Source organism: Rhodomicrobium lacus (assembly GCF_003992725.1).
GTDB classification, from domain to species: domain Bacteria; phylum Pseudomonadota; class Alphaproteobacteria; order Rhizobiales; family Rhodomicrobiaceae; genus Rhodomicrobium; species Rhodomicrobium lacus.
Genome location: NZ_RZNF01000001.1, coordinates 40,898 through 65,879, shown reverse-complemented (window position 1 = coordinate 65,879; position 24,982 = coordinate 40,898). Strand labels below are relative to the sequence as shown.

Annotated in this window: 27 protein-coding genes and 1 other RNA gene; 16 read left to right on the top strand and 12 right to left on the bottom strand. The window is 63.0% G+C overall.

Annotated features, from left to right (window positions below):
• Nucleotides 1-20 precede the first annotated feature (20 nt).
• Both EK416_RS00345 and EK416_RS00340 read right to left on the bottom strand, forming a co-directional pair.
• Nucleotides 21-980 carry a bifunctional riboflavin kinase/FAD synthetase gene (locus EK416_RS00345; RefSeq protein WP_127075185.1) on the bottom strand — a complete coding sequence of 320 codons (960 nt, stop codon included), beginning with the start codon at nucleotides 978-980 and terminating at the stop codon, nucleotides 21-23.
• Nucleotides 981-1,043: 63 nt separating this feature from the next.
• Entirely contained in the window at nucleotides 1,044-1,490 is a 447-nt protein-coding gene (locus EK416_RS00340; protein ID WP_127075183.1) for a MaoC family dehydratase, read from the bottom strand.
• A 145-nt stretch (nucleotides 1,491-1,635) separates the two neighbouring features.
• Here EK416_RS00340 and EK416_RS00335 point away from each other — a divergent pair, with 145 nt between their 5' ends.
• Entirely contained in the window at nucleotides 1,636-2,295 is a 660-nt protein-coding gene (locus tag EK416_RS00335; protein ID WP_127075181.1) for a DNA-3-methyladenine glycosylase, read from the top strand.
• On the opposite strand, the gene EK416_RS17600 is transcribed toward EK416_RS00335, so the two are convergent.
• On the bottom strand, nucleotides 2,265-2,435 hold the full coding sequence (locus EK416_RS17600) for a hypothetical protein (RefSeq protein WP_164729781.1): 171 nt from the start codon (nucleotides 2,433-2,435) through the stop codon (nucleotides 2,265-2,267). The two genes, EK416_RS00335 and EK416_RS17600, sit on opposite strands and share 31 nt — an antisense overlap.
• 397 nt (nucleotides 2,436-2,832) lie before the next feature.
• On the opposite strand from EK416_RS17600, the gene cowN reads away from it, so the two are divergent.
• Both cowN and EK416_RS00325 read left to right on the top strand, forming a co-directional pair.
• Entirely contained in the window at nucleotides 2,833-3,099 is a 267-nt protein-coding gene (gene cowN / locus EK416_RS00330; RefSeq protein WP_127075179.1) for a N(2)-fixation sustaining protein CowN, read from the top strand.
• Nucleotides 3,100-3,167: 68 nt separating this feature from the next.
• Nucleotides 3,168-4,232, top strand: a complete 1,065-nt coding sequence (locus tag EK416_RS00325) for an NAD(P)-dependent alcohol dehydrogenase (protein ID WP_127075177.1) — start codon at nucleotides 3,168-3,170, stop codon at nucleotides 4,230-4,232.
• Nucleotide 4,233: 1 nt separating this feature from the next.
• Here the strand turns inward: EK416_RS00325 and EK416_RS00320 are convergent, their stop codons facing one another.
• Nucleotides 4,234-5,154 carry an ADP-ribosylglycohydrolase family protein gene (locus EK416_RS00320; RefSeq protein WP_210210955.1) on the bottom strand — a complete coding sequence of 307 codons (921 nt, stop codon included), beginning with the start codon at nucleotides 5,152-5,154 and terminating at the stop codon, nucleotides 4,234-4,236.
• A 97-nt stretch (nucleotides 5,155-5,251) separates the two neighbouring features.
• On the bottom strand, nucleotides 5,252-6,421 hold the full coding sequence (locus tag EK416_RS00315) for an MFS transporter (protein WP_127075173.1): 1,170 nt from the start codon (nucleotides 6,419-6,421) through the stop codon (nucleotides 5,252-5,254).
• A gap of 399 nt (nucleotides 6,422-6,820) precedes the next feature.
• Here EK416_RS00315 and EK416_RS00310 point away from each other — a divergent pair, with 399 nt between their 5' ends.
• Nucleotides 6,821-7,174, top strand: a complete 354-nt coding sequence (locus EK416_RS00310; protein WP_127075171.1) for a cell division protein ZapA — start codon at nucleotides 6,821-6,823, stop codon at nucleotides 7,172-7,174.
• A gap of 17 nt (nucleotides 7,175-7,191) precedes the next feature.
• Here the strand turns inward: EK416_RS00310 and EK416_RS00305 are convergent, their stop codons facing one another.
• Entirely contained in the window at nucleotides 7,192-7,581 is a 390-nt protein-coding gene (locus EK416_RS00305) for a DoxX family protein (RefSeq protein ID WP_127075169.1), read from the bottom strand.
• A gap of 142 nt (nucleotides 7,582-7,723) precedes the next feature.
• On the opposite strand from EK416_RS00305, the gene ssrS reads away from it, so the two are divergent.
• From ssrS to EK416_RS00290, 3 genes are all read left to right on the top strand, one after another.
• Nucleotides 7,724-7,886: non-coding RNA, 6S RNA (gene ssrS / locus EK416_RS00300), on the top strand.
• A gap of 17 nt (nucleotides 7,887-7,903) precedes the next feature.
• Nucleotides 7,904-8,512 (top strand): 5-formyltetrahydrofolate cyclo-ligase, encoded by a 609-nt coding sequence (locus tag EK416_RS00295; protein ID WP_127075167.1) that lies wholly within the window; start codon nucleotides 7,904-7,906, stop codon nucleotides 8,510-8,512.
• Complete coding sequence (locus tag EK416_RS00290; RefSeq protein WP_127075165.1) at nucleotides 8,512-9,369, top strand: TIGR00282 family metallophosphoesterase; 858 nt, start codon at nucleotides 8,512-8,514, stop codon at nucleotides 9,367-9,369. Before EK416_RS00295 ends, EK416_RS00290 begins: the two co-directional genes overlap by 1 nt.
• A gap of 24 nt (nucleotides 9,370-9,393) precedes the next feature.
• On the opposite strand, the gene EK416_RS00285 is transcribed toward EK416_RS00290, so the two are convergent.
• The 4 genes from EK416_RS00285 to EK416_RS00270 form a co-directional block, all read right to left on the bottom strand.
• Entirely contained in the window at nucleotides 9,394-9,948 is a 555-nt protein-coding gene (locus EK416_RS00285; protein ID WP_164729780.1) for a hypothetical protein, read from the bottom strand.
• Between the two features lie 86 nt (nucleotides 9,949-10,034).
• Nucleotides 10,035-11,126, bottom strand: a complete 1,092-nt coding sequence (locus EK416_RS00280) for a hypothetical protein (protein ID WP_127075161.1) — start codon at nucleotides 11,124-11,126, stop codon at nucleotides 10,035-10,037.
• A gap of 352 nt (nucleotides 11,127-11,478) precedes the next feature.
• A complete protein-coding gene (locus tag EK416_RS00275; protein ID WP_127075159.1) occupies nucleotides 11,479-12,420 on the bottom strand; it encodes an NADP-dependent oxidoreductase in 942 nt (313 codons plus the stop codon).
• Between the two features lie 20 nt (nucleotides 12,421-12,440).
• Complete coding sequence (locus EK416_RS00270) at nucleotides 12,441-13,832, bottom strand: class II 3-deoxy-7-phosphoheptulonate synthase (RefSeq protein WP_127075157.1); 1,392 nt, start codon at nucleotides 13,830-13,832, stop codon at nucleotides 12,441-12,443.
• Nucleotides 13,833-14,050: 218 nt separating this feature from the next.
• Here EK416_RS00270 and gatC point away from each other — a divergent pair, with 218 nt between their 5' ends.
• From gatC to EK416_RS00230, 8 genes are all read left to right on the top strand, one after another.
• Nucleotides 14,051-14,347, top strand: coding sequence for an Asp-tRNA(Asn)/Glu-tRNA(Gln) amidotransferase subunit GatC (gatC, locus tag EK416_RS00265; RefSeq protein WP_127075155.1), 297 nt, complete (start codon nucleotides 14,051-14,053; stop codon nucleotides 14,345-14,347).
• A gap of 16 nt (nucleotides 14,348-14,363) precedes the next feature.
• Nucleotides 14,364-15,935, top strand: coding sequence for an Asp-tRNA(Asn)/Glu-tRNA(Gln) amidotransferase subunit GatA (gatA, locus tag EK416_RS00260; RefSeq protein WP_245433892.1), 1,572 nt, complete (start codon nucleotides 14,364-14,366; stop codon nucleotides 15,933-15,935).
• A complete protein-coding gene (locus EK416_RS00255) occupies nucleotides 15,932-16,249 on the top strand; it encodes a chorismate mutase (RefSeq protein WP_127075152.1) in 318 nt (105 codons plus the stop codon). The genes gatA and EK416_RS00255 overlap by 4 nt, the downstream gene beginning before the upstream one ends.
• A 145-nt stretch (nucleotides 16,250-16,394) precedes the next feature.
• Nucleotides 16,395-16,907 (top strand): DUF2141 domain-containing protein, encoded by a 513-nt coding sequence (locus EK416_RS00250; protein ID WP_164729779.1) that lies wholly within the window; start codon nucleotides 16,395-16,397, stop codon nucleotides 16,905-16,907.
• Between the two features lie 48 nt (nucleotides 16,908-16,955).
• Complete coding sequence (gatB, locus tag EK416_RS00245) at nucleotides 16,956-18,431, top strand: Asp-tRNA(Asn)/Glu-tRNA(Gln) amidotransferase subunit GatB (protein WP_127075148.1); 1,476 nt, start codon at nucleotides 16,956-16,958, stop codon at nucleotides 18,429-18,431.
• A gap of 160 nt (nucleotides 18,432-18,591) precedes the next feature.
• A complete protein-coding gene (locus EK416_RS00240) occupies nucleotides 18,592-19,629 on the top strand; it encodes a quinone oxidoreductase family protein (RefSeq protein WP_127075146.1) in 1,038 nt (345 codons plus the stop codon).
• Nucleotides 19,630-19,761: 132 nt separating this feature from the next.
• Nucleotides 19,762-21,201 carry a serine--tRNA ligase gene (gene serS / locus EK416_RS00235; RefSeq protein ID WP_127075143.1) on the top strand — a complete coding sequence of 480 codons (1,440 nt, stop codon included), beginning with the start codon at nucleotides 19,762-19,764 and terminating at the stop codon, nucleotides 21,199-21,201.
• 138 nt (nucleotides 21,202-21,339) lie between these two features.
• Nucleotides 21,340-21,951 carry an NYN domain-containing protein gene (locus EK416_RS00230; protein WP_127075141.1) on the top strand — a complete coding sequence of 204 codons (612 nt, stop codon included), beginning with the start codon at nucleotides 21,340-21,342 and terminating at the stop codon, nucleotides 21,949-21,951.
• Between the two features lie 29 nt (nucleotides 21,952-21,980).
• Here the strand turns inward: EK416_RS00230 and EK416_RS00225 are convergent, their stop codons facing one another.
• On the bottom strand, nucleotides 21,981-22,778 hold the full coding sequence (locus EK416_RS00225) for a pyrimidine 5'-nucleotidase (RefSeq protein ID WP_127075139.1): 798 nt from the start codon (nucleotides 22,776-22,778) through the stop codon (nucleotides 21,981-21,983).
• A gap of 161 nt (nucleotides 22,779-22,939) precedes the next feature.
• Nucleotides 22,940-23,869, bottom strand: a complete 930-nt coding sequence (gene argB / locus EK416_RS00220) for an acetylglutamate kinase (protein WP_181952102.1) — start codon at nucleotides 23,867-23,869, stop codon at nucleotides 22,940-22,942.
• 258 nt (nucleotides 23,870-24,127) lie between these two features.
• Here argB and EK416_RS00215 point away from each other — a divergent pair, with 258 nt between their 5' ends.
• A complete protein-coding gene (locus EK416_RS00215; RefSeq protein ID WP_127075137.1) occupies nucleotides 24,128-24,955 on the top strand; it encodes a UDP-2,3-diacylglucosamine diphosphatase in 828 nt (275 codons plus the stop codon).
• Nucleotides 24,956-24,982: the final 27 nt, after the last annotated feature.

Here is a 24,982-nt window from a genome sequence, read left to right as displayed (position 1 = left end):
TGCGCAGGCGAGCGCCAGCGTCACGCGGCGTCGCCATCCGATGGCGAAGAACCGCCAGCGCGGCCGAGGATCTCCTTCGCCTTTGCCACGTCGATAGCCATCTGCTGGGCCAGCGCCTCCGGCGACTTGAACTTGGCGTCGTCCCGGATGTAGGCGATGAACTCGATTTCGATGGTCTTGCCGTAGAGGTCGTCATCGAAGTCGAAGAGGAAGGTTTCGAGCAGCGGCTGCCCGGCGTCGAAGGTCGGCCGCGTGCCGAGATAGGACGCGCCCTGCACCTTGCGGCCGTCCACATAGGCGTTGACCGCGTAAATGCCGTGCTTCAGCGACACGCCCTCTTCGAGGCGAATGTTCGCGGTCGGGTAGCCCAGCACCTTGCCGCGTCCTGCCCCGCCCTCGACGGGCCCGGAAATCCGCCACCACGAGCCGAGCATCTCAGCCGCAGCGGCCACATCGCCTTCCGCGAGCAGTTCGCGGATGCGCGTCGATGAAAACACGTCGCCTGCGTAACCCTGTGCCGACACCACCGTCACCCCAAATCCATGTTTCCGGCCGAGCGCGGCAAGCACGTCTGGATTGCCGCCACGGCCCTTGCCGAAGAAGAAATTATAGCCAACGCTCGCATGCCTGATGGCGAAGGCGTCGACCAGAATTTGCGCAACGAAGGCTTCCGCCGAGAGCGCCGCGAGGTCCGCGTCGAACGGGATAACCGCCGTGAAGCCGCACCCATAGGCCGCAAGCAGGTCGAGCTTGCGCTGAAGCGTCGTAAGGCGGAACAGCTGCTTTTGCGGCTGGAAGAACTTGCGCGGATAAGGCTCGAAGATCATCGCTCCCATCGGCAGGCGGCCTTCCTGGGCCTTTTCCTGCGCGGCGTGGAGCACGGCGCGGTGGCCGCGATGAACCCCGTCGAAGGTGCCGATCGCGAGCGACGCACCTTTCGCGGAGGCGGGAACTTCATGCCACCCGTGGACGATGTCCATTCCACCTCACTCGGAGCTTGCCGCGTGCCGCGCGGGAGCTCCCGCTGCGGCCGCTGGAAAAAGCTACTTCTGCCTCGGTTCGCGCGACGGAACCATGATTACGGCCTCGCCGACGAGAACAACTTTCCCTGCCACTTTGCACTCAGTGTGGAAGATTGCCCGTCTCTTTTCCGTGATCAAGTCCGTAATCCGCACCGTGGTGACGACTTCGTCGCCGATATGAACCGGCGCCTTGAAGTTCAGCGTCTGCGAGATGTAGATGCAGCCGGGGCCGGGCAGCTTCGTGCCGAACACGGCGGATATATAGGCCGCCGACAGCATGCCGTGCGCGATGCGCTGCTTGAACGGCGTCGTCGCGGCAAACGCCTCGTCGAGATGAACGGGATTCGTGTCGCCGGAAATTTCCGCGAAGGCGGTGATGTGCTCGTCCTTCACCGTGCTCGTGAGGCTGGCTTCCTGCCCGACGGACAGATCCTCGAAATAAAGCCCCTGCTGTGCCGTGCCCGTCATGTGTTCCTCCGTGACGCCGAAACCGAGGCGCCGACAGCCCCGTGTCGATGGCCTTTTCATAAGCTCTGGGCTTACCTTGTGCAACCGGGCGAAGAGATGAAGCGGGAGGCTTGGTAATCGCCTCGCTTTTTTCTATGCTTGAGGCATGCATGAGATCGCACGCCCGCTTTCCCGCGATGAGCTTCCCGCAGGCACGGCGGACCTCGCCCGCTTTCTCATCGGCAAGCTCGTGCTCCGTGCGCTTCCCGATGGCCTCGCCGTGGCGCGTATCGTGGAGACCGAGGCTTACCTTGCCGATGACGCCGCGTGCCATGCCTTTCGCGGGCCGACGCCGCGCAATCGCACGATGTTCGGGCCGCCGGGCCACGCCTATGTGTATCGCGCCTATGGCGTCTGCTGGATGCTGAACGTGACGAATGCGGTCGTGGGCGTGGGCGAAGCGGTGCTCATCCGTGCGGCCGAACCCATTGCGGGGCTCGACGCGATGAAGCGCCATCGCGGGGACGTTCCGACGCGTGATCTCCTGCGGGGGCCGGGGCGGCTTGCCAGCGCGCTTGCCATAGACCGCAGCCACGACGGCGCCGATCTTTGCGTAAGCGGTGCTCTCTGGCTCGGGGCGGACGGGGCGGCGGGTGGCGACATCGGCACGAGCACGCGCATCGGCATCACGCGGGACGCGGACCTTCCCCTCCGATTTTACGAGAAGGGCAGCCGGTTCGTGAGCGGTCCCGCCGCGCTCAACGGGCAGGGAAGGGCGCTCATCGAGAGGACTGTTCAGCGCCCGCCGCGCTCAACCGCGACATAACAGGCGAAAACCGCGCTCATGATCGCGAGGCTTATGGCGAAGACCCACTCGACCGCTGACGCGCGCGCTTCCACGCAGGACGCGATATAGGCGCCTGTTGTCATACTTTGCAGGACGGACAGCAAGGCAAGGGTACGCATTACAACCTCGGCACAGAGCCGGCAGAATAGTGCGAGGTTGACGAGGATCAACCTCACGTTTTGGTGTAGCCGTTTCCGCACGTGCGCAGGGTCAAAAGGAAATCACTTCGAGATAAGCCGCTGGCGGAAGACGATTTCGGATAAGGCGGCTTCAGGAAAACGCGCGGAATGTCGCCTGCGTGACATTCTTCCGATTTCGGTTGTTGTATGGTGAAAAAGGCCCGGCGTCCCTGGAACGGGATGGCGATCGGATGCAGACGTTCCCTTCGAAGGTCGGTTCATCTAGATTGCGGCCGTAGCGCGCCTGTGCGGCTTGACGGGTTTGGCGCGTTTTCTTCAGGCAGACCGGTGTTTGCCGCACCGCGTTGCGCATAGATTCAGGCAGGAACAGGACCGGATGTCAGAGCAGATCGACCGCTACGTGAGTTTCAAGAACATCGATTGCAATGCACGCGCCGAGAAGATGATGGACGCGTTGCAGCCTTATATCGAAGCGGCGGAAAATCCCTTCTGGGCCTATTTCCAGCAGAAACGCGCCGAGTTCAACGCAAAGGGCTACGACGATCTGCGCGTGCTGCACAACTATCTGCCGACGCTCAAGGAGTTGATCGAGGACGACGAACTTCTCTCGCAGTTGGAGGATCTCGAATACACCTGCATGTGATAGGCGGGATCGCCGACGCACGCCTAAATTGCCAGCATCGGTGTTTGCCCTCTGATTGGAGATATCCCATGCAAACGAAAGCTTACGCGGCGCACACGCCCGCCGCGCCGCTCGCGCCGTTTTCCCTCGAACGGCGCCAACCCGGCGCGCATGATGTCGCAATCGACATCCTTTATTGCGGCGTATGCCATTCCGACCTGCATGCCGCGCGCGGCGAATGGCCGGGCATCCGCTTCCCGCTCGTTCCCGGCCATGAGATCGTCGGTCGCGTGACGGCGGTCGGCGATCATGTGACCGCGTTCAAGCCGGGCGACATCGTCGGCGTCGGCTGTATGGTCGACAGTTGCGGCGAGTGTCCGTCCTGCAAGGAGGGCGATGAGCAGTATTGCGAGGGCGAGCACGGCTTCATCCAGACCTATAACGGCGCAATGAAGGGCGGCGTCGAAAATACCTTCGGCGGCTATTCGGCGTCCATCGTGGTGAAGGACGGCTTCGTGCTGAAGATCCGCCACAACGAGGCCGACCTCGCCGCCGTGGCGCCGCTGCTCTGCGCGGGCATCACGACCTATTCGCCGCTGCGCCACTGGGGCATCATGCCGGGCGAAAAGGTCGGCATCGTGGGTATCGGCGGCCTCGGCCATATGGGCATCAAGCTGGCGCACGCGATGGGCGCGCATGTCGTGGCCTTCACGACGTCTCCCTCGAAGCGCGAAGCAGCGTTGTCCCTCGGCGCCGACGAAGTGGTGGTCTCACGCAATCCGGCCGAGATGGCAGCGCATGCCAACTCCTTCGATTTCATCCTCAACACCGTCGCCGCGCCGCACGACCTCGATGCGTTCACGGCGCTGCTGAAACGCGACGGCACCATGACGCTCGTCGGCGTGCCGTCCGAGCCGCATCCGTCGCCGAACGTGGCGAACCTCATTTTCAGCCGCCGCGCCATCGCGGGCTCGCTCATCGGCGGTATTCGCGAGACGCAGGAAATGCTCGATTTCTGCGCCGATCATGGCATCGTCGCCGATATCGAGATGATCTCGATGCAGGACATCGACGCCGCGTTCGACCGGATGCTGAAAAGCGACGTGAAATATCGCTTCGTCATCGACATGGAGACGCTGAAGAAGGCGGCGTAATTCAGCTTTCTGTGGTCGCGATCCGAAACAGGATCGCGGCTTTTTCTTCGATTTTGTCTCTCCATGCGAGGCGCTCAAGCCAATTTTGGGGGATGCCATCCGCCCCGTAAAGCGCCCCGGCCAACTGCCCTGTGATTGCGGCGGTCGTGTCGGCATCGTGGCCAAGATTAGCGGCGAGCAATACGGCGTCGCCGAAGTTTTCCGTCTGATCTACGCACCAGAGCGAAGCTTCAAGCGAGTGGGCGACATAGCCGCTCGACTTGATTTCCTCGCGACTTTTTCTCCGCCACTGCCCGCTCATGATCGACTTGATCTGTCCGGCATAGTCGCCGGACCTGGGCTTGAGGACTTCTTCCTTTGGCATGCCATTGATGGCATCGGCAATGAGTTCGCAGTAAGCCACGCATGCTGAAACGGCTTCCGGCGCGGCGTGGGTGGTCTTGCTCTGCCGCGACGCCACGTCGTTCAAGCGGACGGGATCGTTGAAATACCTTATGGGGACGGGTGCAAGACGCATCAGTGAACCGTTACCTGCCGTATCAGGATCGGTCGACCCGCAGTGAGCGGCTTTCTCGGCCAACCATTTCCGGAGCGCTTGCTGCGTGGTTATGCCGATATCGAAGCAGGTTCCAGTGCACGAATAGGTGCCGTTCAGCCACCAGTCCGTGAAGCGTGCCAACAGATCTTGTTCGTCAAAGTTCGTCGCCTGAGCGAGCGTGTCGGCGAGGGCAAGCGCCATCGCGGTATCGTCGGTCCATTGTCCGGGGCTGAGCCGGAACGGACCTCCGCCGACCATATCCGATAGAGGAGGGTAGCTGTCTCGCGGCCGGAATTCCAAAGTGGTTCCTACTGCGTCCCCTGTCGCTAGTCCGAGAAGTGCCCCAATAGCCCGGTCCTTCGCCGCCGCGTGCCTGTAAGCCATATGATGAATTTCCCCGATTGCCCATAGGATTTGCGTATACAAACCTTTGCATGGGTGCAATACGAGACAGGACAGCCGGGCATTTGACCCGGCCTTTTCATTCGGCGGGAGTGGCATTGTAGACAGATGCGGTGCCCCGCTTCAGCCGCCCCACGAAAAGGGCGATCGCCGCGCACATCGCCACGATGAGCAGCATGGCCGCCGGTACGCCCAGGCCGTGCGCGAGAAAGCCGATCACCGACGGCCCGAGCAGCAGGCCGCCATAGCCGAGCGTCGAAATCGAGGCGACGGCAATGCCCGGATCGACGCCCGGATGATTGCCCGCCGCGCTGAAGAGCGCCGGTGCGATCACCGAGAGACCCAGTCCGGCGAGCCCGAAACCGGCGATTGCCAGCGTGGGATGGGGCGCGAGCATCGCCACCGCCATGCCGACTGTGGCGACGATGGCCAGCGCACGCACGAGCGCGGTCATCTCATAGCGGGCGCGCAGGCCGTCCCCCGCGAGTCGCCCGACGATCATCGTCGCCGAAAAGGCCGCAAACGCCAGGGCGGCAACGGTGTCGGTGCTTCCATGCGCGGCCTTCATGAGGAGTGCGCCCCAATCGGAGATCGCGCCTTCGGAGAGGAACGCGCACAGGCACAGGAGCGCGAGGCCGAGGATCGGCAGCGGCGGCAGCCTGAGGCCGCCTTTCTCCGCGCTTTCGGTTTCGGCGTCGGGGAGGAGAGGGCGCATCGCAAAGGGCAGGAGCGCGAGGAAAAAGGCGGCGAGCGCGGCATATTGAGCGGCGGGGGGAATGTCACTCGCCGCGGCCGAAATGAGCGCACCGGCAAGGCAGCCCGTGCTGAACAGCGCGAAGAAGCCCGACATCGCCGGGCGGCCGAGCGCGCGCTCCACCATGACGGCTTGCACGCCGGCGCCGACTTCGAGCGTGCCACAGGCGTATCCGAGCGCGAAAAACGTCAAAGCGAGTTGCCACCACTCCGCGGCGAGGCCGATCAGCGGCCACGTCGCGAGCATAAGCGCGGTTCCGGCCCCGACGAGCATCTTCGAGCCGATGCGCCCCTGAAGGACGCCCGCGACGGGAAACGCACATAGCCCGCCTATGCCGAGACAAAGGATCGCCTGCCCGAGTTGCGCGTCGTTCACGCCCGTCTGCATCTTGAGCGCGGGCATGCGCGCGACGACGCTGCCATAGGCAAGGCCGTTGACGAGAAAGAAATAGGCGCAGCCGAGGCGGGCGGCTTGTGCGCGGGCGAAGGCTTTCATCGGGCTGAAGCTTTCGAACGAAGTTGAGGAAATCGCGACCGGGGCGAGACGAGCGCTTTTCGCGCACGGATGGTGCGCGGAAAAAGCTTTAACGCTCTTTGATGTCGAGCGTGAAACGATCCTCGTTCATGAGGAAGTATTAGTCGAATGCTTCCATGCGGTCAACGCGGGCGCTCCCGGTGAGCGGCGACCATGAGCCGCCTCGGGGGGATTCGGATCGGAACGGGCTCCGGCGCGACGTCCGCTCATTTACGAATTGTTCACGACCTTCGGCTCATAATGAAAAGTGGATTGAAGTGATGTCTTAACCATCGCCTGTGTGTGTTCCTTAACCGCGAGTGCTCAGAGCCGATGCGGCAAAGTCGGGCTTTGAGCGTGATGTAACGAAGGAGGGCGTCGATGGCCCAGGTCTCGGTTCTCGTTAACGGGCGGAGTTTCAAACTGGCCTGCCGCGACGGGGAAGAATCCCGCGTTCAGGAGCTGGCTGCCCAAATCGATGCGCTGATCCAGAAATTCAAGGGCAACTCCAGGGCTGCGCAGGACGACCGCCTGTTTCTCATGGCGGCGCTGTTGCTGGCCGACCAGCTTTCCGAGGCACAGGCCGAATTGCAGCGCACGCGCCAACCCGTGGACAGCCGCGCCTATCAGGTGATCGAAGGCGGCGCGCATGCGATGCAGCGCGACCTGTCGCGGGCGCTCGAAGCCGCGGCTGCACGGGTTGAACCGTTGCCGCGGATCTCGAACGGCTCGTAAGTGTTCGCTGGCCGCGCCTATCTCGGGCGCCGGTGTGTCAGAGCGAGGCCGCCTGAACCGAAGGCGAAGACCTGAATGAGGCCGCCCGCGAGCGCGATGTTCTTCATGAAATGCTGAAGCTGGTTGGCGTCGGCGAGGTTGCTGTGGAACCCGATCGCGGCCACGAGCGTGTAGATGGCGAGGATGAGCGCCACGTAACGGGTGCCGAGGCCGAGCGCGAGGAAAATACCGCCGAAGATTTCGACCGATGTCGCGAGGTAATAGACCGTCACCGGCTCGATCATGTTGATGGAGGCGAACCGGGCAATCGTTTCGTCCTTCGTGAGCAGATGGAAAAAACCGTAGGCAATGAATATCAGCGCCATCATGATGCGGCCGATGGCTGCCATATAATTGATGCTCGTCATTGCGGCTCCTTCTCGAAACAGGGACGTCGAAGCGAGAACACGTCATCAAAAGCGCGCGCCACGCGAATTGCGCAAATGCGCCATGTTTTTTAGCTTTTGGCCGATGTCGGGGCTAGCATTTTCAGCTGCGTCATTTATATCTTGAGGGCTGCGGGGTGCGTTAGGGGCTCACTGAATACCCGGGCCCTATAAGATCCTTAAGGGAGCTGACCCTGACCGGGGCTTTGGCCTCGGATATTCGGCGCCCACCTGCTAGCCAGGGACCCAGGGGATCGAAACGCCCCGACGGCCTTCGCGGCTCTATTATTCAAGACCGGTTTTCGTGCTGACAGAAGCGACTTACGACCTCGACGCGGTATCAGGGCTGAAGGTCCGGCTCCGTGAAGAGGCTTCCGCGCGCCGCTCCCGGGCGTGGACGCAGGCAGGCGAAAGCGCGGCCGCCACTGTCGCGGAGGCAGGGCTTCGCCTCATCGAGAACCTTGAAGGCGAGCATGTCGTCGCCGGTTATCATCCTTTCCGTTACGAACTCGACATATTGCCGCTTCTCTCCACGCTTGAGGCAAGGGGCTACCCGATAGCGCTGCCGCGCTCTCGTCCGGATCGACGGCTTTCATTTCACGTGTGGACTTCCGGCGCGCCCCTCGAACGCCGAAAGCTCGGGATGCTGGAACCGCCTGAAAACGCCGATGAGCTTCAGCCAACCGTGCTTTTCGTGCCGCTTCTCGCCTTCGACGCGAGAGGCAATCGCCTCGGTTACGGCGCCGGATTTTACGACGTGGCGCTGAGCGCGATGCGTGCCGAACGACGCGTGCTGGCGGTCGGCGTCGCCTTCGATGAACAGGAGTTTCCCGCCATACCTACCGAACCTCTGGACCAGCCGCTCGACATGGTGTTGACGCCGACGCGCCTCCTTACCTGCGGGGCTTCCTGATGCGCCTTCTGTTTCTAGGCGATGTGCTCGGTCGCGCCGGCCGCAATGCCGTCTGCGAGGCGCTGCCCGGTCTTCGCGCGCGGCTTGCGGCGGATTTCGTGGTCGTGAACGGTGAAAATGCGGCGGGAGGCTTCGGCATTACCGAAGTCATCTGTCAGGACCTGCTCGACGCGGGCGCGGACGTCGTCACCACCGGCAACCATGTGTGGGACCAGCGCGAGGCACTCGTCTTCATCGGCCGTCAGCCGCGCATGCTGCGCCCGCTGAACTTTCCCTCGGGCACGCCCGGCCTCGGCGCCGGGCTTTTTCGCGCGGCCAACGGCGCCGACGTGCTCGTGCTCAATGTCATGGGCCGCGTTTTCATGGACGCGCTGGAAGACCCGTTCAAGATGGTCGAGCGCGAGATAATGGCGTGCCCGCTGAAGCGCGGCGCGGACGCGATCTTCGTCGACTTCCATGCCGAGGCGACATCCGAGAAGCAGGCGCTCGGCGCTGCGTTCGACGGGCGCGTGAGCGCGGTCATCGGCACGCACACGCATGTGCCGACGGCGGATGCGCGCGTGCTTCCCGGCGGCACGGCCTATCTCACGGACGCCGGCATGTGCGGCGATTACGACTCCATCATCGGCATGGAGAAGGACGAGCCGGTGCATCGCTTCCTGACGCGCATCCCGTCGGGACGGTTCACGCCGGCGCTTGGCCCCGCCACGATCTGCGGCGCGTTCATCGAGATCGACGATGCGACGGGGCTTGCGGCGTCCATCGTGCCGGTGCGCGACGGCGCGCCGCTCGGCGGCAAGCGCGAGGATGAACTCACGAGCCGCGCCATCGCCGAGTGGCTTGAGAAGAACCGCTAAAGTTTCTTCCTCGATTTTCCTGTTCTATTTCTTCGATGTGGGCGCCTGAATCAGGACGTTTGACTGAGGCGAGGGCTGCGCGGGCGGGTTTCCAGACACTGCGAGTCCGAAGATCCGCCAGCGTCCTCCCGCAGGTTCGAGGATGAGAGTGAAGTTGATCTGGATCGGTTGAGTCGGGAAAGCACCCTTGAGGTGCAGCCTCTGCTCCTGCCCCACTATCTTCGCTTCGGTCAGTTGCGGCGTGAGCACGGCCACGGCAGCGAGGTCAACATTCTGGACTTCGAGATGCCCGAAGATGCGAGAGAGTTTCGAAGCCGTGTTGGCCTGTTGGAAGGATGGCGCGGACTTGTCGCGCAAGACCGTATAATTTCCCGTCTCGATCGCATCGTTAAGGGTTAAAAGCGACGATCGGATGAGAAGCACGAGCTTTTCCGCAGAGGGCAGCGCAAGTTGAGGTGCCGCCGCTTGAGCCTCGGGGCGTAACGTCGGCTTGTTCTGAGCGCCGGCCGATGTGATCAAGCCCACGAGAAATGAAACGCTTAGGACAAAGGCGCGGACTGGCGAAACACGGAAAAGCATCGTTCGGGGATCTCGTTCGCATCGCGAAAATAGGTACGCTGACGGCGACCAGATAGCCCCCGTCAGCTCTATCAAAACTGTAAGGGTTACCAGCCGAAGGTCACGCCCGCTTTTCCAGCAACCACGCCCTCTTTCGAACCGACGCCGAAACCTCCGTCGAGAACCACCGACGTACCGGAGCCGAAGGTTCCACGGTCGATTACACCGGCGGCCGTCAGACCGAACGCGCTAGAACCGTCGAAATTGCCAAAGCCGACACGCGTGGCGAAAGTCTGTCCCGCCTGAAGCACCGGTTGCGACAGGGCCTGCGACACCGCGATGCCTTCCGCAAGCTCGTTGTCGCGCGTCTGAAGTCCACCGATCTGGGCGTTGAGCTTTGTGATGTCGCCGGTGGTTGCTAGTCCCAGGTCGCTCGCGGAGTGAGTCGCGAGGTCTCCCGCCGCATTCGACGTGACGAGGTAGGTCGGCGTACCCTGGGCGGCGCGGCTGTCGTTCGACGTCAGGCCTGCGAACGTGTATGTGTTGGTCGCGCTGCCGACGGCTACCTGATTATCGCGCGAAGTCGCGACGCCCTGGCCGATGGCCGTGGAATTGGCATGGGTCGCACGTGCACCTTGGCCGACGGCCGTGGAGTTCGCGCCTGAGGCGAGGGAGGAAGTGCCGATCGCCGTGGCGTTCTCCGCCGTGGCCTTGGCATTCTGGCCGGTTGCGGTCGAATAGAAGCCCGACGCGTTTGCTCCTTGGCCGAGCGCCGTCGAGTAGTAGAGGGCGTCCGCATCCTGACCGATCGCTGTCGAATTCGCGCCTGCGTAGGAGCTTTGCCCGATGGCAGTCGAGTTCTGAAGCTTCGCATAGGCATCGTGACCGACGGCCACTGCGTTCTGGTCTTCGGCGTTCGCGCCATTGCCGAGGGCGGTGGCCTGGAAGCCAAACGCGCTCGAGTCCCGGCCGATGGCGGTCGAGTCGCTTCCCCAGGCTTGCGCATTCGTGCCGCAAGCCATGGAGTTCAGCCCCATGTCGACGGCGCCGCCGTTCGTATTGGTGCTGGTGTTCGACGAATAAAGCCTGCATGTCTCCGCGTGTGCTGCCGGGACGACGCTCATCGCCGCCGTCGCCCCCGCGAGTGAAGCAAGCCCCCACCGCGCAGCCCTTTTCAGGGTGCGTTCGATCTCTTTCATGGTGTTCTCCGTAAAGCCCAATTTGTCTGCACCCCGCCGATGCCCGTCGGCAAGGGTAAGCTTCGATTAAGGTTCGCCTTCATGACACGGCGACAACGCGAGATTGGGAGATCGACAAGGCTCGGTCGGATTGTGGACATTATTCAGTAGCGTTGCATACATGCAACGCTACTGCCGTGGCAGAAGCGAAGACTGTGCCCCACAATTGCGTGGTCAAAAATGCCCTGGAAAGAATTGCCCGATCTTGCTTGCGGTGGAGGGCGCGCCGCTCGGCGGCAAGCGCGAAGATGAACTCACGAGCCGCGCCATCGCCGAGTGGCTTGAGAAGAACCGGTAAATTCGCGCCGCAAAGCTATACCGTCAGCACGATCTTGCCCGCCGTCCGTCCGGTTTCCAAGAGCGCGTGGGCTTGCCCCAATTCGGATAACGGGAACGTCTTCGCAATGCGCGGCCGGATCGCTCCATCGGCGAGAAGTTTCGCGACCTCTCCCATGTCGTCGCTTCGCGACTGCATCAGCACGAAGTCGAAAGCAACGCCCTTTGCGGCTGCTTCCGCGAAAATGCGTGGGTCGTGCTGCGGCAGGATGCTGACAACCGTGCCGCCTTTCTTGACGAGGTCGAGCGAGCGGAAGGTCGCCTCACCGCCGAGCGGATCGAAGACGAAGTCGAAATCGTGTGGGTAGTCCTCGATGCCAACGCTGCGATAATCGATATGCGCATCAGCGCCAAGCGACAGCACGAAATCCCGGTTCGCGGCGGAAGACGTGCCGGTGACATGAGCGCCGAACGCCTTGGCGATCTGCACGGCCATATGTCCGACGCCGCCTGAAGCGGCATGCACGAGCACGCGCTGCCCGCGTTCGGGGCGGGCGAGGCGCGTCAGAGCCTGCCATGCGGTCAGCCCCGCCATGGACGCCGCCGCCGCTTCCTCATGCCGGATGGCAGAGGGCTTCCGCGCGAGATGGCCCGCCTGCGCGACGGCGTACTCAGCGTCGACTCTGCCGAGGCCGGGAAAACCGATGGACCCGAAGACCTCGTCTCCGACCTTCCATTCTGTCACCTCGGCGCCGAGCGCGACGACGGTGCCTGAAAGATCCCATCCGAGGATTTCCGGCAGGACGAAGGACGTCCAATTGTTCGCCCCTTTGCCTTGCCGGGTCTTGTAATCGATGGGATTGACGCTGACCGCCGAGATCTTGATCAGAACCTCGCCCGCCGAAGGAACCGGGCTTGGCACCTCCGCTTCCTTCAGATTATCGATCGGCCCGAACTGCTCCAGAACGATCGCGCGCATCTCTATGCCCCGTTGTGCGGCTATTCCGCCGCGAAAAACACGGCCTTCGCCTCGTGCAGCGAGCGGTCGCGGCGCAGGCGCTCGGCGACGAGGAAGGCCAGCTCCAGCGCCTGATCGGCGTTGAGGCGCGGGTCGCAATAGGTGTGATAGCGGTTCGACAGATCGGCGTCTGAGATCGAATGCGCGCCGCCGGTGCACTCGGTCACGTCCTTGCCCGTCATTTCCACGTGGAGGCCGCCCGGATAGACGCCCTCCGCCTGGCAGATGTCGAAGAAGGTTTCGACCTCGGCGAGCACCTGATTGAACGGGCGCGTCTTGTAGCCGCTCGCGGATTTGATGGTGTTGCCGTGCATCGGATCGCAGGACCAGATCACGATCTTGCCTTCGCGCTTCACCGCGCGGATCAGGTCCGGCAGATATTTGCCCACCTTCTCCGCGCCGAAACGCGCGATGAGGGTGAGGCGGCCCGGTTCGTTCGTCGGGTTCAGGATGTCGATCAGGTCGACGAGTTCGTCCGGCTTCATGCTCGGACCGATCTTGACGCCGATGGGGTTCCTGATGCCGCGCAGGAACTCGACATGCGCATGGTCGAGCTGGCGCGTGCGGTCGCCGATCCAGAGGAAGTGGCCCGACGTGGCATACCAGTTGCCGCTCGTCGAATCGACGCGTGCGAACGCCTGCTCGTAGCCGAGAAGCAGCGCCTCGTGGCTCGTGTAGAAGTCGGTCGTGCGCAGCCGCTCCGAATTATCCGACGTGACACCGCAGGCGCGCATGAATTGCAGCGTGTCGGAGATGCGGTTCGCAAGCTCTTCGTAGCGCTCGCCCGCCGGGCTGTCCTTGACGAAGCCAAGCGTCCACTGGTGCACGCGTTCGAGATCGGCGTAGCCGCCCTGAGCGAAGGCACGCAGCAGGTTCAGCGTCGCCGCCGACTGGCGATAGGCCTTGAGCAGGCGGCGCGGATCGGGAATGCGCGCTTCCGGCGTGAAGGCGATGTCGTTGATGATGTCGCCGCGATAGCTCGGAAGCTCCACATCGCCGTGCTTTTCGGTCGGCGCGGAACGCGGCTTCGCGAACTGGCCCGCGATGCGTCCGACCTTCACCACCGGACGGCTTCCCGCATAGGTCAGCACCACGGCCATTTGCAGGAACACGCGGAAGAAGTCGCGGATGGAATCCGCGCCATGTTCGGAGAAGCTCTCCGCGCAGTCGCCGCCCTGAAGCAGGAAGCCGCGGCCCTGCGCCACTTCGGCGAGGCCTTTCTGCAAGCCGCGCGCCTCGCCCGCGAACACGAGCGGCGGGAAGCTCGCAAGCTCCTTTTCGACCGCAGCAAGCTCAGCTTCGTCGGGATACACCGGAACCTGCTCGACAGGTTTTGATCTCCAGCTTTCCGGCGTCCAACGCGGCGATGACATTATCAAGCTCCTTCGCGCCAGCAAACGCTTGCGCCCTACAGTCCCATTTCCCAAGCCGTGTTATAAGGATTGTGAGGCGTTCCGACAACTTTTACGATTTCGGTTTGCAAATGGCCCATTCTCGAAATGGGTCTCGCAATAGAGTGTTGCGGAGCGAAGCTGAACCGGCGTACAAAAAGTTTGACTATTTTCAGCCTAATCGTCGGCAAAATCCCAAAATGGCAAAATCCGAAATCGATGAAGCGACGGTGCTGCGGATCGCGCATCTCGCCCGTGTGAAGGTTACCGCGGAAGAGGCGAAGAGCCTTCAACGCGAACTGAACGGCATCCTCTCGTGGGTGGAAGAACTGAACGCGATCCCGACGGACGGCGTCGAGCCGCTGACGAGCGTCGGTGGAGCGAAGCTTCATATGCGCGAGGATGTGGTGACGGACGGCAACAAGCCCGCCGACGTGCTCAAGAACGCACCCAAATCCGAAGACGGCTTTTTCCTCGTTCCGAAGGTCATCGAATAGCCCCATGTCGAACACCATGTCGCTGAACGAACTGACGCTTTCCGACGCGCGCGACAAGCTCCGCGCCAAGGAGATCACCGCCACCGAACTCACCGAAGCGTGCCTTTCCGCCATCGATGCGGGCAACGGCGCGCTGAAGGCGTATCTCGTCGTCACCGCCGACAGGGCGCTTGAACAGGCGAAGAAGAGCGACGAGCTGCTCTCGGGCAAGGGAAAGCAGGCGCGCCCGCTCGAAGGCATCCCGCTCGGCATCAAGGATCTGTTCTGCACGGACGGCGTCCGCACCACGGCCGGTTCGCATATTCTCGGCACATTCGAGCCGCCGTATGAATCGACGGTCACGCAGAATTTATGGGATGCGGGCGCGGTGATGCTCGGCAAGCTCAACATGGACGAGTTCGCCATGGGCTCTTCCACGGAAACGAGCTATTACGGCCAGACGGTCAACCCGTGGCGCGCGAAAGGGTCGGACGAAAACCTCGTGCCGGGCGGATCGTCGGGCGGATCGTCGGCGGCGGTGGCGGCAGGTCTCTGCATGGCCGCGACCGCGTCTGATACCGGCGGCTCGATCCGCCAGCCCGCCGCCTTCACCGGCACGGTCGGCATCAAGCCCACCTATGGCCGCTGCTCGCGCTACGGCATGGTGGCGTTCGCCTCTTCGCTCGATCAGGCGGGACCGATCACGCGTTCCATCAAGGACGCGGCGCTGATGCTTCAGGCGATGGCGAGCTACGATCTGAAGGATTCGACCAGCGTCGACCGTCCGCTTCCCGACCTTGAAAAGGCGCTCACGCAGAAGTTCAAGGGCCTCAAGGTCGGCGTGCCGAAGGAATACCGCGTCGAAGGCATGTCGAAGGAGATCGACGCTCTCTGGGAAAAAGGCATCGACATCTTCCGCCAGGCGGGCGCGGAGATCGTGGACATCAGCCTGCCGCACACGCATGCGGCGCTTCCGGCCTATTACATCGTGGCGCCCGCCGAGGCGTCTTCCAACCTCGCGCGTTATGACGGCGTGCGCTACGGCTTGCGCGCCGATGGCCGCGATATCGTCGACATGTATGAGGAGACGCGCAGCCACGGCTTCGGCGCGGAGGTGAAGCGGCGAATCCTCATCGGCACTTATGTGCTTTCGGCGGGCTATTATGACGCCTATTATCTGAAGGCCCAGAAGGTGCGTTCGCTCATCAAGCGCGATTTCGACGACGCTTTCGACACGGTCGATGTGGTGCTGACGCCGACGACCCCGACGCCCGCCTTCGGCCTCGGCTCGAAGAAGGATGCTGACCCTGTGGAGATGTATCTGAACGACATCTTCACCGTGACCGTGAACATGGCGGGGCTCCCGGGCCTTTCGGTGCCGGGCGGTCTCTCGGCGGAAGGGTTGCCGCTCGGCCTTCAGATCATCGGCAAGCCGTTCGACGAAGCGACGGTGCTGCGCGCCGGGCAGGTCATCGAGGATGCCGTGGGTCGCATGCCTGTCCCGGAGCCCTGGTGGGCGGGGGAGGCCGGCAAGCCCGACGCCAAGGCGAAGAAGAAGACCGGAGCCACCGAAAGCGCGCCAGAGAAGAAAGCGACAAGGAAAAAATGACGACGCCCCGTAAAGCCGCCGATTGCGAGAACATGGATCAGGTTCGCGTGGAAATCGACCGCGTGGATGACGCCATCCTCGACCTCGTCGCCGAGCGCTTCTCCTATGTGGACCGCGCCTGGCAATTGAAAAAGAACACGCATGAGGCGACCGTGCCGTGGCGCATCCGGCAGGTCATCGACAGGGTGGAGGCGCGCGCGAAGGAACGCGGCCTGCCGCCGGAACTGGCCGTTGCGCTCTGGCGTCAGATGATCGGCTGGTTTATTCAGTACGAGGAAGAGAAACTCGCGAAACGCGGAGAGCCGAAGGACTGACGCGATGGCTCGCCCTGACCGCATACTTCGACGCGTGCCGTCGCCCTTCGCTGTTCAGCAGCGAAATCGGGGCAGGTGGCGCGCGCGCGGTTCGGCGGTCGGTTCCGAAGCCCGTCACGCTGGCGTCGGCGCGAGGCGACTTGCCGTGCGTTTTGGCATTGCGCTTGCGGCCTTGGCCGGAGCCTTGCCCGCGCTCGCGGACGATTTCGCGGATCTGCGCGTCGACGTCTCGGGCCTTCGCAGCTACAAGGGCCGCGTGGTTCTCGCGCTCTGGGCCGACACGGCGGACTCCTCGAAATATCCGGACCACACCAAGGTCCAGTTCCGCGACGAGCGCCCCGGCGACCCGCTCTGCGACTTCGCGAATTTCCCGGTGTGCATCCGCTCCATCGGCAGCCTGCAGAACCTCACCGTGTCCTACACCTTCCCGCATATCCCCGAAGGCGACTACGCGGTGTTCGTGTTCCACGACGAAAACAGCAACGGCATTTTCGACACCGGCCTTTTCAGGCGGCCCGTCGAGGGACGCGGTTTCAGCCAGACGCTTCCCGAAGATGTGAACCCCGTTGCGGCGCGGATCGGGTTCTACAAGGCGCGCTTTGCGCTCGCCGCGCCGAGAACGCTTGTCATCGGGCTTCGCTACCCGCCGCGCCTCTAACGCGCGAAGGCGAACCCGCTTCATTTAACCGGACTTCGGACGAAACCCATGGCAGACACGAGAAAAGAAAACCTCATCGACGGCGCGACGGGCCCTTGGGAAGTGATCGTGGGCATGGAAGTGCACGCGCAGGTGCTTTCCAACGCGAAGCTTTTTTCCGGGGCGTCGGCGGCCTTTGGCGGCGAGCCGAACAGCCATGTCAGCCTCGTGGACGCGGCGATGCCCGGCATGCTGCCCGTCATCAACGAGGAGTGCGTGAAGCAGGCGATCCGCACCGGCCTCGGCCTCAAGGCGCAGATCAATCGCCGCTCCGTGTTCGACCGCAAGAACTACTTCTACCCCGATCTGCCGCAGGGCTATCAGATTTCGCAGTTCAAATACCCGATCGTCGGCGAGGGCGTCGTTACGGTGGATCTGAAGGAATATTCCTTCGATGTCGGCATCGAGCGCCTGCATCTTGAACAGGACGCGGGCAAGAGCCTGCACGATCAGGATCCCAACTATTCCTATGTGGACCTGAACCGCTCGGGCGTCGCGCTGATGGAAATCGTCTCGAAGCCGGACATCCGCTCCTCGGAGGAGGCGAAGGCCTACATCACGAAGCTTCGCACGATCCTGCGCTATCTCGGCACGTGCGACGGCAACATGGAAGAGGGCAGCATGCGCGCGGACGTGAACGTGTCCGTGAGGAAACCGGGCGCGCCGCTCGGTACGCGCTGCGAGATCAAGAACGTGAACTCGATCCGCTTCATCGGGCTGGCCATCGAATACGAGGCGCGCCGCCAGATCGACGTGTTGGAGGACGGCGGTACGATCAAGCAGGAAACGCGGCTGTTCGATGCGAAGTCGGGCAAGACGCGCTCCATGCGCTCGAAGGAAGAGGCGCACGACTACCGCTATTTCCCGGACCCGGATCTGCTGCCGCTGGAACTCTCGAAGGAATTCGTCGAGGATCTGCACAAGGCTTTGCCGGAATTGCCGGACGAGAAGCGCGCGCGCTTCATGAGCGACTACGCGCTTTCGGCTTATGACGCGGGCGTGCTGATCTCGGATCGCGCCTCGGCCGACTTCTACGAAGCCGTCGCCAAGGGCCGCGACCCGAAGCTCGCCGCGAACTGGATGATGGGTGACTTCTTCGCCGCGTTGAACAAGACGGGCAAGGACATCACTGAAAGCCCGATTTCGGCGGCGCAACTCGGCGAGTTGATCGACCTCATTTCCTCGAACGTCATCTCGGGCCGCATCGCGAAGGAAGTCTTCGAGATCATGCTCGAAAAAGGCGGCACGCCGGGCGCTATCGTGGAAGAGCGCGGGCTGAAGCAGGTGACCGACACCGGCGCCATCGAGAAGGTGGTGGACGAGATCATCGCTGCCAACCCGAAGCAGGTCGAGCAGGTGCAGACGAAGCCCAAGACGCTCGGCTGGTTCGTGGGGCAGGTGATGCGCGCCACGGGCGGCAAGGCCAACCCCGATGCGGTGAACGCGCTGTTGCGCCAGAAGCTTCAGGTGCCGGAGGAGGTCTGACGCCTCCGGCTCCGGCTGGCTCAGGCACCGCCGGGAGATGCCGCAATCGCGGGCTCCTTGGACACCGGTCGACTTTTGCGCAAAAATGGCGCATAACCGCGACAAATCGGCCAGATGGCGCGTCGGGAATGCCGGCGCGCTTTTTCACGAGAGGTGAGGCATGCCGCGTCCGACCCACGCTATCCGCATCCACGCCTATGGCGGCCCCGATGTCCTCCGATGGGAGGAAGTCGAGGTCGGCGCGCCCGGCCCCGGTCAGGTGAAGATCCGCCAGCACGCGGCGGGCGTCAATTACATCGACGTGTATCATCGCACGGGGCTCTACCCGCAACCCTCCTTTCCGTTCACGCCCGGAAGCGAAGGCGCGGGCGAGGTCGTCGCGCTCGGCGAAGGCGTGACGGATCTGGCGGTGGGCGACCACGTGGCCTATGCGGGCGCGCTCGGCGGCTATGCCGAGGAACGCCTCATTCCGGCGGACCGTCTCGTGAAGATCCCGAGCGATTTTCCCTATGAGACGGCGGCGGCCATGATGCTGCAAGGCATGACGGTCCGCTATCTCCTGAAGGAGACATATCCGGTCAAGAAGGACACCGTGCTCCTGTGGCACGCGGCTGCCGGAGGCGTCGGCCTCATCGCCAGCCAGTGGGCGCACCACATCGGCGCGACGATCATCGGCACGGCCGGCTCGGACGAGAAGGCGCAACTCGCGCGCTCGCACGGCTGCACGCATGTCATCAATTACCGCACGGAAAATTTCGTCGAGCGCGTGAAGGAAATCACCGGCGGGCGCGGCGTCGACGTGGTTTACGATTCGGTCGGCAAGGACACATTCCCGGGTTCGCTCGACTGCCTGCGCCCGCGCGGCCTGTTCGTGAGCTTCGGCAACGCGTCAGGGCCGGTGCCCCCGTTTGAACTGGGGCTTCTGTCGCAGAAGGGCTCGCTCTACGCCACGCGTCCGACGCTCAACACCTATATCGCCACGCGCGACCAGCTGGTCGCAAACGCGAACGACGTCATCGACATGGTGCAACTCCGCCGCGTGAAGATCAACATCGGCAAGGTTTATCGCCTGTCCGAGGCCGTCGAGGCGCACCGGGCGCTTGAAGCGCGCGAGACGACGGGTTCCATCGTGCTGCTGCCGGATTATGCGACGCGGCGCGTGCCGTCCGCGCATCGCGGCGACGGCGGCGGGAACTGAGCCAGCGCGCTGGCGCTTCGCTCGCATAAGGGCGGCGCACCGTCTTTACGCCCGCGCGCGAGCCTTCTATAGCTGACGCAACTTGTTCGATGGCCGGGGCGTTCCCGGCCATGCTTCTTTGGGAGACCTTCCGTGCTCGACCTCAAATGGATCCGTGAGAACCCCGCCGACTTCGATCAGGGCCTCGCACGCCGGGGCGCGGAGCCGCTGTCGTCCACCGTGCTCGCGCTCGACGAGGAGCTTCGCGCGCACAAGAAGGCGTTGCAGGATTTGCAGGCGCGGCGCAACGCGGCATCGAAGGAGATCGGCAAGGCGAAGGGCAAGGGCGGCGATCAGGCGAAGGCCGAAGCGCTGATGGCCGAGGTGGCGGAGCTGAAGGGCGCGATTGCGGCTGGCGAGGCGAAGGAGCGCGAGCTTGACGCAGGCCTCACGGCGCTGCTCGCGGGCATCCCGAACATGCTGCTGCCCGCGCCCGAAGTGCCGGACGGCAAGGACGAGAGCGAGAATGTCGAGCTTCGCCGCGTCGGGAGCCCTCGCGATTTCGCCGCCGAGGGCTTCGCGCCGAAGCAGCATTTCGAGCTGGGCGAGGCGCTCGGGCTGATGGATTTCGAGGCGGCGGCGAAGATTTCCGGCGCGCGCTTCACGGTGCTGAAGGGCCAGCTTGCCCGGCTTGAGCGCGCGCTCGGCCAGTTCATGCTCGACGTGCAGACGAGCGAGCACGGCTACACCGAGGTGAACCCGCCGCTTCTGGTGAAGGACGATGCGCTTTACGGCACGGCGCAGTTGCCGAAGTTTGCAGAAGATTTGTTCAGCGTTCCATTCGAGAATGTTGAGTTATTCGGCGCTAGACTGAGAGCGTTCGCGGAAGGGTTCGGACTTCCCGAGATGAATCTCCTAGGACAATTTGCCAAAAATCCAGAGTATTTCAGGGAGCTGAATGCTCTTAAATCGGGCCAAGCTCCATACAGATTCTTTCTCATCCCGACTGCCGAGGTGCCGCTGACCAACCTCGTGCGCGAGAGCATCCTCGCCGAAGCCGACCTGCCGCTGCGCTTCACCGCGCTGACGCCGTGCTTCCGTGCCGAAGCGGGCGCGGCGGGGCGCGACACGCGCGGCATGATCCGCCAGCACCAGTTCTACAAGGTCGAGATGGTGTCGATCACGACGCCCGAAGCCTCGCCCGCCGAACATGCGCGCATGACGGCCTGCGCCGAGGAGATCCTGAAGCGGCTCGGCCTGCCTTATCGCGTCGTCGTGCTCTGCGCGGGCGACACGGGTTTCGGCTCGCGGAAGACGCACGACATCGAGGTGTGGCTGCCGGGGCAGGGCGCCTATCGCGAGATTTCGAGCGTATCGAACTGCGGCGACTTCCAGGCGCGGCGCATGCAGGCGCGCTTCCGCTCTAAAGACGCGAAGGACGTGCAGTTCGTCCACACGCTGAACGGCTCCGGCCTCGCGGTCGGCCGCGCACTCATCGCCGTCATCGAAAACTATCAGGAGGCGGACGGCGGGGTCCGCGTGCCGGATGCGCTCCTGCCCTATATGGGCGGCATCACCCGCATCGGAGCATAAGGGCGCTGGCGCGCCGAAGCATGTTGACACTGGATGCCGCAATGTCCTATATTTGGCATATATCCGCACGCCCGTAGGCGGGCATTTATCTTAAGCTCCTGAAGCAACAGCTTTGGGAGCTTTTAATTCGTTGCTCTCATGAGAGTTGCGATATTTATCGATGGTGGGCACATTCGCGTTTTAGCGAAGGCCTCCGGCTTTCATTACAATCCAGACTTTATAGAAAAGGTTGCTCATAACTGCCTTGGAAACGATGAAGAGCTTCTTCGCGTACTTTATTATGACTGCGCACCCTATATCGGTAGCCATAAAAAACCGGTTTCAGGGGATATGCAAGAATTCAAGGGGTCCGACGGTTGGCTTCATATTCTTGCGCAAAAAGATCTTTTCGCCGTAAGGCTCGGCGTTCTCAAATTTCGAGGCTTCAAGCCGATCTCTATTCCAATCTCAGAAAAACTGAACGACGACGATTTCAAGCCCGACTTTGAACAGAAGGGCGTGGATATGCGCATCGGTCTCGACATCGCGTCTTACTCTGCCAGCAAGGCAATTGACCGGATCATCTTGGTGTCGGGCGACACAGATTGTATTCCCGCAATGAAGCATGCGCGCAAGGCTGGGCTTCAGATCGTCTTAATTACATTCCCCGCGCATAAAATAGCTTCGGAGCTATTGGAGCACGCTGATTATCGGCGTGAAATCTCTTGGCCGAAGCAAGATAAGAAAATTGTAAAGAAGTCAAAAGCGTGACGGTTTGATCGGTTGGCAAGCGCCCAGCCTTAATTCGCCGCGATGCTGTCGAGGAAGCGCGTGAGGTCGTCCGTCTCGTAGTGGATGTAGGGCGGCAGCGCGGTTGCGGCGGCGAGCGCGTGCTGCGACGGGTGGTCGAGATAATCCGAGCGGACGAGCACCGTCTTGATGCCGAGCGCGTGCGCCGCTTCGAGGTTGTGCGGCAGATCCTCGAACATTGCCGCCTTGCAGTCGCCCCCCTCGCAATAGCGCATGAAGGCGCCGAAACTCTCCGGCTTCGGTTTCGGCACATAGTTGCCCGCCGCGATGTCGAAAATGCCGTCGAAGCGGTCGAGCACCCCGAGCTTCGCCGCCACGCGTTCGGCATGGCGCGCCGAGCCGTTCGTGAAGATGAACTTGCGGCCTTCGAGGCGCGCGATGGCGGCGTCAAGCTCCGGCATGGGTGAGACCGGCGCGAGGTCGATGTCGTGGACATAGTCCATGAACTCTTCGGGCTTCACGCCATATTCGGCCATCAGCCCCGCGAGCGTGGTGCCGTAATGATAATAAAGATCCTTCTGCACCTTCCGCGCCGCCGCGTGGTCGAGCCCGAGCAGCTTCTGGATGAAGCCCGACATGCGCTGATCGATCTGCGCGAACAGGTTGCACTCGGCGGGATAGAGCGTGTTGTCGAGGTCGAAGATCCAGAGCCGCGTCTCGGCGAAGGCCTTGGCGAGCGCGCCCGCTTCTGCTGCGGCTTCGACGAGCGTTGTGGCGGCTGCGTCGGCGTCTTCCGCCTCCGTGATGGCGGGGGCGTCAGAGTGGGCAACGCGTGCGCTCCCTCGCATGGATGATTCGTCGGACAAAACTTCACTCTCGGTTTCGCGTGCGTCGCGCGCCCGCACGCCACATATAGTGCGCCTGCCTCGATCCGGCTACGCGTCAAGCTTCGGCTCGCACGACAGGCACCCCTTGCAAAGAGAAGGCCGGGTCGCCCCGGCCTCATCTCCTAGTCCCGCTCGATCAGCGTGCCGACGCCGTGCTCGGTGAACAGCTCCAGCAGCACCGCATGCGGCACGCGGCCATCGAGAATCACGACGCCTTCCACCCCCTGCTTGATGACGTTGATGCAGCCTTCCACCTTCGGGATCATGCCGCCGGAGATGGTGCCGTCCGCGATCATCGCGCGCGCCTGGCTTACGGTGAGGCGATGGATGAGCTTCTTGTTCTTGTCGAGCACGCCCGCCACGTCGGTGAGAAGAAGCAGCCGCTTCGCCTTGAGCGCGCCCGCGAGCGCACTCGCGAACGTGTCGGCGTTGATGTTGTAGGTCGTGCCGTCGCGCGCGAGGCCCAGGGGCGCGACCACCGGAATGATCTCGTTCTGCGCGAGAACCTCCACGATGCGCGGGTTCACTTCCTCCGGGTCGCCGACGAAGCCGAGGTCCACCACGCGCTCGATCGCCGAATCGGGATCGATCTCGGTTCGCGTGAGCTTCTTCGCAATCATCAGATTGCCGTCCTTGCCGGAGATGCCGCAGGCATGGCCGCCAAGCGCGTTGATCTCCGCCACGATGCCTTTGTTGATGGAGCCCGCGAGCACCATCTCCACCACCTCGACGGTGGCGGCATCGGTCACGCGGAGGCCGCCCGAAAACTCGCTCTTGATATCGAGGCGCGCCAGAAGCTTCGCGATCTGGGGGCCGCCGCCATGGACCACTACCGGCTTCACGCTCGCCTGCTCCAGCATGACGATGTCGCGCGCGAAACTCTCCGCGAGCTTCGCGTCGCCCATCGCGTGGCCGCCATACTTGATCACGACGGTCGCCTGATCGTAGCGCTGCATGTAGGGGAGCGCTTCCGAAAGGATCTCGGCGGCGATGCTGGGCTTTCTGAGGCCCCGGTAGAATTCTTCGTTCGGATCGGGTTCGGTGGCGGACATGCGGTCTCCAGATCGACTCTGCGGGGTCGGGCGTTTCGCTTGCGCCCAAAATTACGGCGCGCGCGTCAAGATGCAAGGGGCGTCGCGCGGATCGCGTCACGCGGCGAAGCGGGACAGGGAAGGAGGCTTGCCTGCGGCTTTCTCGCCCGCACCCGGGCACGTTGTGGGCCGCCCGATCGAAAGGTCCGGCTGTCACACGGTTGCAATGCAAGTGCCGTTTTCTCTCCAACGTAAGCCAAGGGGATGAGGGACACGCTGATGCATGGCTTCTTTCGGAACGCGCCGGTGATCCGGTTCGGCGAAAAGCGTTATCGCGCGCTCTTCCTTTCGGATCTGCATCTTGGCACGCGCGCCGCGAAGACAGACGGGCTGATCGAATTCCTGAGAAACCACGACGCCGAGACGATTTACCTCGTCGGCGACATCATCGATTTCTGGCGCCTGAAGCGCGGCGTGATCTGGCCCGGCGGCAACGACGAAATCCTGCAACTTCTTCTGGAGCGCATGCAATCCGGCACGCGCATCGTCTATGTGCCCGGCAATCATGACGAGGCGCTGCGCGCCTATTGCGGCATGAGCTTCAGCGGCATCGAGATCGCGCGCGATTGCGTGCACACGACAGCCAACGGCCGCAAGCTGTTCGTGCTGCATGGTGACGAGTTCGACGTGGTTGTGCGCTACGCGAAGTGGCTGCGCTTTCTCGGCGACCGCTCCTACGAGTTCATGCTGTGGTGCGACGGTCCGCTGAACTTTCTGCGGCGCAAGCTCGGCTTCGGTCACTGGTCGCTCTCCGTCTATGTCAAGACGCGGGTCAAGGCGGCGGCTGCGTTCATCGACGAGTTCGAGGTGGCGCTCGCGGGCGAGGCAAAGCGTCGCGGCTTCGACGGTGTCGTGTGCGGTCACATCCACCATCCCGCCGACCGGCTGATCGATGGCGTCCGCTATCTGAATTGCGGCGACTGGACGGAAAACTGCACAGCCATAGCCGAACACGCGGATGGGCATATCGAAATCCTGCACTGGCGTCAGGGCGACCGCGAACGCGAACCGGCAAAGATCCCCGAGCCGATGCTCAAGGCGGCATAGGGCTTCAGCCGCTTGACGAGCTGGCAT

Bases quoted from the DNA above. Each gene is read 5' to 3' on its own strand.
- gatA (WP_245433892.1), top strand. From the start codon at position 14,364: ATGTCGCTGAACGAACTGACGCTTTCCGACGCGCGCGACAAGCTCCGC.
- cowN (WP_127075179.1), top strand. From the start codon at position 2,833: ATGTCAGAGCAGATCGACCGCTACGTGAGTTTCAAGAACATCGATTGC.
- EK416_RS17600 (WP_164729781.1), bottom strand. From the start codon at position 2,435: ATGCGTACCCTTGCCTTGCTGTCCGTCCTGCAAAGTATGACAACAGGC.
- gatC (WP_127075155.1), top strand. From the start codon at position 14,051: ATGGCAAAATCCGAAATCGATGAAGCGACGGTGCTGCGGATCGCGCAT.
- gatB (WP_127075148.1), top strand. From the start codon at position 16,956: ATGGCAGACACGAGAAAAGAAAACCTCATCGACGGCGCGACGGGCCCT.
- EK416_RS00335 (WP_127075181.1), top strand. From the start codon at position 1,636: ATGCATGAGATCGCACGCCCGCTTTCCCGCGATGAGCTTCCCGCAGGC.
- EK416_RS00255 (WP_127075152.1), top strand. From the start codon at position 15,932: ATGACGACGCCCCGTAAAGCCGCCGATTGCGAGAACATGGATCAGGTT.
- EK416_RS00345 (WP_127075185.1), bottom strand. From the start codon at position 980: ATGGACATCGTCCACGGGTGGCATGAAGTTCCCGCCTCCGCGAAAGGT.
- EK416_RS00315 (WP_127075173.1), bottom strand. From the start codon at position 6,421: ATGAAAGCCTTCGCCCGCGCACAAGCCGCCCGCCTCGGCTGCGCCTAT.
- EK416_RS00305 (WP_127075169.1), bottom strand. From the start codon at position 7,581: ATGACGAGCATCAATTATATGGCAGCCATCGGCCGCATCATGATGGCG.
- EK416_RS00290 (WP_127075165.1), top strand. From the start codon at position 8,512: ATGCGCCTTCTGTTTCTAGGCGATGTGCTCGGTCGCGCCGGCCGCAAT.
- argB (WP_181952102.1), bottom strand. From the start codon at position 23,869: ATGTCCGCCACCGAACCCGATCCGAACGAAGAATTCTACCGGGGCCTC.
- EK416_RS00310 (WP_127075171.1), top strand. From the start codon at position 6,821: ATGGCCCAGGTCTCGGTTCTCGTTAACGGGCGGAGTTTCAAACTGGCC.
- EK416_RS00275 (WP_127075159.1), bottom strand. From the start codon at position 12,420: ATGCGCGCGATCGTTCTGGAGCAGTTCGGGCCGATCGATAATCTGAAG.
- EK416_RS00340 (WP_127075183.1), bottom strand. From the start codon at position 1,490: ATGACGGGCACGGCACAGCAGGGGCTTTATTTCGAGGATCTGTCCGTC.
- EK416_RS00240 (WP_127075146.1), top strand. From the start codon at position 18,592: ATGCCGCGTCCGACCCACGCTATCCGCATCCACGCCTATGGCGGCCCC.
- EK416_RS00230 (WP_127075141.1), top strand. From the start codon at position 21,340: ATGAGAGTTGCGATATTTATCGATGGTGGGCACATTCGCGTTTTAGCG.
- EK416_RS00320 (WP_210210955.1), bottom strand. From the start codon at position 5,154: ATGGCTTACAGGCACGCGGCGGCGAAGGACCGGGCTATTGGGGCACTT.
- EK416_RS00325 (WP_127075177.1), top strand. From the start codon at position 3,168: ATGCAAACGAAAGCTTACGCGGCGCACACGCCCGCCGCGCCGCTCGCG.
- EK416_RS00270 (WP_127075157.1), bottom strand. From the start codon at position 13,832: ATGTCATCGCCGCGTTGGACGCCGGAAAGCTGGAGATCAAAACCTGTC.
- EK416_RS00225 (WP_127075139.1), bottom strand. From the start codon at position 22,778: ATGCGAGGGAGCGCACGCGTTGCCCACTCTGACGCCCCCGCCATCACG.
- EK416_RS00280 (WP_127075161.1), bottom strand. From the start codon at position 11,126: ATGAAAGAGATCGAACGCACCCTGAAAAGGGCTGCGCGGTGGGGGCTT.
- EK416_RS00285 (WP_164729780.1), bottom strand. From the start codon at position 9,948: ATGCTTTTCCGTGTTTCGCCAGTCCGCGCCTTTGTCCTAAGCGTTTCA.
- EK416_RS00215 (WP_127075137.1), top strand. From the start codon at position 24,128: ATGCATGGCTTCTTTCGGAACGCGCCGGTGATCCGGTTCGGCGAAAAG.